Genomic DNA, 7172 nt, shown 5'->3' with positions numbered 1-7172 from the left:
GCGTCACTGCTTGGTGAGGTGGTCCACGACTTTATCTTACGACCAAACCCATCGTATCGTATATGTGTGCTCACCAAACGCGCATCGGTTTGCTTAACCAGCTCGCCAAAGCCATTGTAAGCATATGACCAAGTCCCTCTATCAGCATCCTCCATTTTGACTTTTCTGCCTAGCGCATCGTATTGGGTGCTGATAAGTAATGTACTCGCCCCAGACTCCGCTGACGAATACACCTGAGTTTGTAACCCAGTCGGGCCATATTTGTAGATAGATACATGACACCCATCTTAATTTAAGAAGCAACCGAAGTAATACCACCAACCAAGGCATGACTTCCTGCCCACTCTAGTTGCTGCGCAAGTATAAATACATAAATTTAAGATGGGTGTCTTCTTAAAATTTTCTTAAATCAGATGTCACCTTACTTCCATTGAGCAAGAGCAGCGTTAAGCTCTAAGAAGTTCATCTCATTTGAAACCGATTTTTCGACATCTTTGATGGTAAAAACTCCATCAGATGATTCGCAGCAATCATCCAATAGATCTGCATAGTTCCGCCAACTCCGCGGGTCATCAAAGAAACGTATTAAAGCACCATTACAATTTCCAACGTGCTCTGCTGACCTGCTAATTGAGTCAATATCAATACCATGCTGCTTAACAACATCATTTGAAACAAAGGTCAACCAATAAAAACCCGGCAAATACTTATAAAGATCGCGACCGACCCAGCTCTCGATTTTGTTAGCTCCCTGAGTAATAAAATGACGATTTCTATGACTATATTCTTCACTTTCAGCTGCAAAACCAAAGTCAATACCTAGTTTAGCGAAACCTTCCAAATAATCAGTAAGTAATATAAAAAGGGAGTCGTCCGCTAACTCAATAAATACTGATGCTTTACCAACCTGTGGAAAGGAAAGGTCAAATAACGCTTTTTCTGAGTGCAGAAAAAAGCCGCCCGTATTCTTTCTCCTAAATAAATCAAATTTTTTTTCATTAGAAACTAAGTTCCCTTTAGGTCTCTTTTCTTCATCTGCACTGTATATAACAGGCTTTAGTGGCTCAGGAAGGTGCCGTAGTGCAACTACTACATCATCTCTTTTAGAGTTATCAAAAAATATTCCCGCGATAATCATTTTGGTCCTATGTCACTCCTACGAATAATTTGATCAAAAGCTCTTTGGCAAGTACCGCTAACACAAGTATTTTCTCCCGTAACTAGAACTGATTGTCGCCCTGAAGCTCTCGCGGCCTCGGTTTGAATACGTAGCTGACGCGTCAAACTAACTTTCTGTGCATCCTTTATTTCTACTGATAGGGTATCAGTTAAAGCATCAGGAATAGAACTAAACACATGACACCCAACTCAATATATACCACAACTACACCTCGACATGTTTCAAAGCAGAAACAAACCACTAAAAATAGCTCAATTCGCTTTGAACCTTTGATAAATTGATTAACTTGATAACTTTGTCGGGATTTCAGACATGACGAACCACGTAACTTTTAAAAGTCACGTTAAAGTTGGCGTGTTACGGTATATTAAAGACTAAGCGAGTAATTCACTACACTGAGTGAGATTGCCTCGTCGTTTTAACTTTAAGTGCTCACAATACTTTTGCTTAGCATCAGGCCTACCCACGGAGCCTTTGAACACTTTGGTAAACTGAGTGGTAAGCTTTAACCAATTCTCTGGTTGGATATTGAGTCTTGCTAAGATGGGCTGAGCGTCTGTGATGAACCCACGTTTATCCTCACGTATGCATCGACCAGTTAAATCAACAAGCTCTACATAATATTTGAATTCAAATGGCAGCCCTTTTGGCATGTGTTTTCTTGGGTTACCTGCAAAGCGCATAAGTGACTTAGGGTGTTTACCCGCTTTTGCTGTTTCAATACGTGTTTTAATACTGGTATGGTTAGACTCTTCTGGCGTCTCTGCCATTTTGGCTCTTATTGGATTCAAATCCACATACGCTAAACACGCAGCCAACGCGGCTTCATCTAACAAAGCCTGTGATTTAAAACGCCCTTCCCAGAATCGGCCGGTGCAGCCATCTTCTCTATTGGCTTTGCGCGCGATATCTTCATTTAGCGTGCGCATAAACCAGCTTATATCGGCTAGTCGTGTTCGGTATTTGTCTATTAACTCTGACAGCAAACAACGCTCTGAATTGGTCAGTGGCTCGCCATTGATAAACTTATGCGTCAACCAAGTGCCTTTAAATTGCTTATGCCAGCGTATAATAATGGCTTTATCCGTTAGACGTTTTGCTTTTTTATCATCAACATATAAAACAATATGTGTATGATTACTCATCACTGCATACGCACACACATCAATGCAAAACACCTTAGCAAGTTGTAGTAGCTTCTCTTCAACCCACCCTCTTCGATGCTCATAAGACTTACCCGTTACTTTATCTTCTCCGCATAAAAACGCGCGCCTTACGCATCGTGATATGCAGTGATAGTACTTAGTATCCACCAAGCTAACTTGCCGACTTCGTGCTGTTGCCATGAATTGAGCGCCTAACTTTTAACCGTTATTTAAAGATAGGCGACACTCAGTTTTTTACCAAATTTAAGATGGGTGTCTTCTTAAAATTCTGAAGAACAGTTAAGCCCGGATATATGTCAGAGCAACGCTTTATTGCATGTGGCTAATCATCGAAGTGCAGCTGGTAGGAATAAAACAACGATAACGAGGCAGTAAAAACTGCCCCGATAGATTTGCTTAGCTTGACATAAATGGAGTGTCCATATATGTCTTCTTCAATTCGTTCATGCCAATATATCGTAGGCATAAAAATGTCGCATGACGCGGCATCATTATATCAACGTAGTTACAACTTCCCTAGAATCTCTTCCAAATCTTCATCTAAATCATCCAGTTCAATTTCTGGGTTCAGTTTTTGGAGCATATCCTCATCTAGCTCTAGCGAATTGTAAACTGACTTTAACGCTTCTAAATCAATTTCTTGCTCATAGTATTCCTGAGCCCATTCATGGTAATAAACAGCATCAACGGTTAAGAATTTGAGTAACGGAAATTCATTTAATCCATTCGGAGCGACATTCCAAGTATCATCTTGAACTTCTCTCCAAAAACAATAAGAAACATTTTCAAGACTAAAAGCAGGCTCGCTCACAAATGATTTAAAGGCATCTGGGATGGCCTTTATGGCACTATCGCTATCAGAGATGATGGATGGATCAAAGACCTTTCCTACTGCGCCCTTCTGGGATATAAGAATAAAGTATTCACTGCCTGAGCCATCCCTCAAAGAGGCCATCATTTCACCGTCATCTTCATTCCATAAACAATTGAAAGAAAAGTATCTGTATTCCCAATCTGTCATTAGAATTGCATCTAACAGCGCTAACGACCGGCAGATATGGATTAACTGCTTTACAGTTGGAAGCTGTTTGATATCTTTGATTGTGTGACTCATAACGAAATCCTAATAGTTGTCAGACTTATCACGGTTTTGCTTCCGCGATGTAATTTGTACGTTTGAGCTACTAAATACATGACACCCATCTTAACTTATACCACAACTACACCTCGACATGTTTCAAAGCAGAAGCAAACCACTAAAAATTGCTCAATTCGCTTTGAGCCTTTGATAAATTGCTTAACTTGATAACTTAGCTGGGATTTCAGACATGACTAACCACGTAACTTTTAAAAGTCACGTTGAAATTGGCGTGTTAATGTATATTAAGAACATAAATACATGAAAGAACATAAATACATGACACCCATCTTAATTTATACCACAACTACCCCTCGACATATCTCAAAGCAGAAGCAAACCACTAAAAATTACTCAATTCGCTTTGAGCCTTTGATAAATTGATTAACTTGATAACTTTGTCGGGATTTCAGACATGACTAACCACGTAACTTTTAAAAATCACGTTGAAATTGGCGTGTTAATGTATATTAGAGACTAAGCGAGTAACTCACTACACTGAGTGAGATTGCCTCGTCGTTTTAGCTTTAAGTGCTCGCAATATTTTTGCTTAGCATCGGGCCTACCCACTGAACCTTTGAACACCTTGGTAAACTGAGTGGTGAGCTTTAACCAATTCTCTGGTTGGATATTGAGTCTTGCTAAGATGGGCTGAGCGTCTGTGATAAACCCACGTTTATCCTCACGTATGCATCTACCAGATAAATCAACAAGCTCTATATAGTATTTGAATTCAAATGGCAGGCCTTTTGGCATGTGTTTTCTTGGGTTGCCTGCAAAGCGCATAAGTGACTTAGGTTGTTTACCCGCTTTTGCTGTTTCAATACGTTTTTTAATGCTGGTGTGGTCTGACTCTTCTGGCGTCTCTGCCATTTTAGCTCTTACTGGATTCAAATCGACATACGCTAAACACGCTGCCAGCGCAGCTTCATCTAACAAAGCCTGAGATTTAAAACGCCCTTCCCAGAATCGCCCTGTGCAGCCATCTTCTCTATTGGCTTTGCGCGCGATATCTTCATTTAGCGTGCGCATAAACCAGCTTATATCAGCTAGTCGCGCTCGGTACTTGTCTATCAGCTCTGATAATAAACAGCGCTCTGAGTTAGTCAGTGACTCGCCATTGATAAACTTATGGGTCAGCCAAGTGCCTTTAAATTGCTTATGCCAGCGTATAATAATGGCTTTATCCGTTAGACGTTTTGCTTTTTTATCATCAACATATAAAACAATATGTGTATGGTTACTCATCACTGCATACGCACACACATCAATGCAAAACACCTTAGCAAGTTGTAGTAGCTTCTCTTCAACCCACCCTCTTCGATGCTCATAAGACTTACCCGTTACTTTATCTTCTCCGCACAAAAACGCGCGCCTTACGCATCGTGATATGCAGTGATAGTACTTAGTATCCTCCAAGCTAACTTGCCGACTTCGTGCTGTTGCCATGAATTGAGCGCCTAACTTTTAACCGTTATTTAAAGATAGGCGACACTCAGTTTTTTACCAAATTTAAGATGGGTGTCTTCTTAAAATTTCTTATTAAAATTTTCTTTAAAGATAGGCGACACTCAGCTTTTACCAAATTTAAAATGGGTGTCTTCTTAAAATTATTTTCTGGAGCTGTGGTTGGAATAAAGCCATCTCCATTAACTTTAATTTTTAATTTTTTTGTTTTCTTTAATTTTATGTCTATTTAAATTATCACACACTAAATCTCGCTAATTCTTGTTTAGCGTTTGAAATATATACAATGGTAGAGCTATCAAGCCACTTAATATCCCCAATACGTGAGTTAAATATATATTCATCAGGCTCTTCAGAAAACAGTTTCTCATTTACCAACAGGTTTCCATCTTTATCGTTGACGTTCAAAAAACAGTCGAATGTTGTTTCGTTATGATCTGCAATAATTCGCGCTTCAAGTGTCCTACTTCGGTTTTGCTTCCTTTTAATCGTATATATATTTACGAACTTTTCTTTCACAACACTATCATACGCATCCAAAAAAGGTTTCTTTGGCCAGCCCTCTGAATCACACAGTTGAATAAGTGAATTTATAAGCTCAGTAAGTAGTAACTCTTTTTTCTTTAGGGTATCTAAGCTTTGAAAAAATGAAAAATTAAAAGTCCTATAATATTTTAGAACGGAATTACTCACTTCTATTTTCCCTTCTCTTTCATCTAAATCTGACAACTTAATAACGACTCTATATATCCCATTCGTCTCCACCGAGCCTAAATGTCTTTCAAAGTGAGCACATACGCAACGATTAAATAGCGTAAACTGTCTAGATAATTCAAGGTCTAACTTAAATGCCCAAAGGCTAAACTCAGAAACTTTCATTTTTTTTATCACTTTATCTTTGGCCTCTTTTGATCTGGCAATTCATAACCAGCTTTACGTAAACCTTCAACCACTTGTCCTTCTTTCTGAAGAGCTGTAGCCCTGCCAGGTATTCCACTTTCCAATATAACTGCTGTATCCCCCTCAGTAAGTTGAGTGTTAGCACGTGGTGAACTTCCATTTTTATTCAATGGCTGACCACTGATACCTATTTTTTTTATATTTCCATCAACATCTTCAATAAGGTACAAGTGTTGTTCTTTTAAGCTAGACTTAGAGTTACCATGAATATTTCCAAACTCTTTATTAGCTCTCCTAGTTGCTTCTTCTGCGGACAACCCCGCGTCCATCAGCTCGCGGCCATATTCGGCTGCTCTCTGCTGTGGCGTTAGATTACGACCACCGAGTAACCATTCAAGCAAGTTTTTTCCGGACTTAGCAAAGCTTTTTCCCTTCGCATTATACAAATACTGGAATGCACCTGTCACGGCTGCATTGGCAAACTTGCCTCCTGTAAGCTTAGATATTGTCCCTGATACCACCATGGACTGTGCGGTACCTATAACAATATTGTCCATGGATACTAGGCCCGCAACTTGTGCCCCTTTAGTAAGTCCAGCGGACAAAAAGCCATGCCCAAACTTACCTCCTTGCAGCTCAGAAATAACCCCACCAGTCAGTGCATGAGCTCCTATGTGGGCTGCCCCTCCCGTTTCCCAAAAACCAGACTCAGCGCCGAATGCATCTCCAATTTGGCTGAATGCATAGGCACTTAAAGCAGAAATTGCTCCCGCTTTTAATGCGCCATTAAGGCTTCCGGTAGCCACAAAATTCGACTGTGCAGTAAAGACAGCCGTACACCATACTTGACAACTTGGTATAAAGTTCAGCGCTACGCTGACAATACTCTTAAGCCACGGCACCTTGTTGAGAAACTTATGAACATACCAATCGCCAGTTAGCTTCATTGAAGCTTTTAGCAGTTTCTTAAACAAATACCCACTCGGATCCGTATAACTCAACGGATTATTCAACACATACGAGTACGCGTTATAGTTCTGCAAATTCATGGGCGCTTGCACCACCGGATCGGCCTGCATCACGCGTCCGGTATCTGCATCGTAGATCCGACCATTCATATGAAGGATGCGGTTGTCGTCTCCCAGTGCCACTGGCTCGTGCCCCGTATAACTGCGCAGGTTACGCGGTGTTGTGCCAAATAGGCCACTTAGATGGTCGCTGACATAGTGCTCAGAGTACAGGTCGTTGTCTCGCCCAACCGTCGACTTTTTACCCCATACATCATATTCAAAGCGCTGAATAAGCCGGAGTTTATTGTCTG

General features: G+C 40.5%; 8 protein-coding genes. All 8 read right to left on the bottom strand.

Going from position 1 to position 7172, the window contains the following annotated elements:
- Window positions 1-233, bottom strand: a 233-nt coding sequence (locus A7985_RS26315; protein WP_141685449.1) for an RHS repeat domain-containing protein, incomplete at its 3' end; no start/stop codon positions are given.
- A 188-nt stretch (window positions 234-421) separates the two neighbouring features.
- Window positions 422-1138: a hypothetical protein gene (locus A7985_RS25250; protein ID WP_065793144.1), complete on the bottom strand. Its 717-nt coding sequence runs from the start codon at window positions 1136-1138 to the stop codon at window positions 422-424.
- Window positions 1135-1356, bottom strand: coding sequence for a putative toxin (locus A7985_RS27200; RefSeq protein ID WP_141685448.1), 222 nt, complete (start codon window positions 1354-1356; stop codon window positions 1135-1137). Before A7985_RS27200 ends, A7985_RS25250 begins: the two co-directional genes overlap by 4 nt.
- 198 nt (window positions 1357-1554) lie before the next feature.
- Entirely contained in the window at window positions 1555-2526 is a 972-nt protein-coding gene (locus A7985_RS25245) for a transposase (protein ID WP_065793143.1), read from the bottom strand.
- 325 nt (window positions 2527-2851) lie between these two features.
- A complete protein-coding gene (locus A7985_RS25240; RefSeq protein ID WP_065793142.1) occupies window positions 2852-3460 on the bottom strand; it encodes a hypothetical protein in 609 nt (202 codons plus the stop codon).
- A 501-nt stretch (window positions 3461-3961) separates the two neighbouring features.
- Window positions 3962-4933: a transposase gene (locus tag A7985_RS25235; protein ID WP_065793141.1), complete on the bottom strand. Its 972-nt coding sequence runs from the start codon at window positions 4931-4933 to the stop codon at window positions 3962-3964.
- A gap of 255 nt (window positions 4934-5188) precedes the next feature.
- Complete coding sequence (locus A7985_RS25225) at window positions 5189-5830, bottom strand: hypothetical protein (RefSeq protein ID WP_065793139.1); 642 nt, start codon at window positions 5828-5830, stop codon at window positions 5189-5191.
- A gap of 8 nt (window positions 5831-5838) precedes the next feature.
- Window positions 5839-7172, bottom strand: a 1334-nt coding sequence (locus tag A7985_RS25220; protein ID WP_176716811.1) for an RHS repeat-associated core domain-containing protein, incomplete at its 5' end; no start/stop codon positions are given.

Origin of the sequence: Pseudoalteromonas luteoviolacea, assembly GCF_001696455.1 — a bacterium.
GTDB classification, from domain to species: domain Bacteria; phylum Pseudomonadota; class Gammaproteobacteria; order Enterobacterales; family Alteromonadaceae; genus Pseudoalteromonas; species Pseudoalteromonas luteoviolacea_C.
The sequence above is the reverse complement of the archived record's forward strand: the minus strand, read 5'-3'. Positions and strand labels throughout refer to the sequence as shown.

Coding starts and splice junctions, on each gene's coding strand:
- A7985_RS25250 (WP_065793144.1), bottom strand. CDS start 1,138: ATGATTATCGCGGGAATATTTTTTGATAACTCTAAAAGAGATGATGTA.
- A7985_RS25245 (WP_065793143.1), bottom strand. CDS start 2,526: ATGGCAACAGCACGAAGTCGGCAAGTTAGCTTGGTGGATACTAAGTAC.
- A7985_RS25240 (WP_065793142.1), bottom strand. CDS start 3,460: ATGAGTCACACAATCAAAGATATCAAACAGCTTCCAACTGTAAAGCAG.
- A7985_RS25235 (WP_065793141.1), bottom strand. CDS start 4,933: ATGGCAACAGCACGAAGTCGGCAAGTTAGCTTGGAGGATACTAAGTAC.
- A7985_RS25225 (WP_065793139.1), bottom strand. CDS start 5,830: ATGAAAGTTTCTGAGTTTAGCCTTTGGGCATTTAAGTTAGACCTTGAA.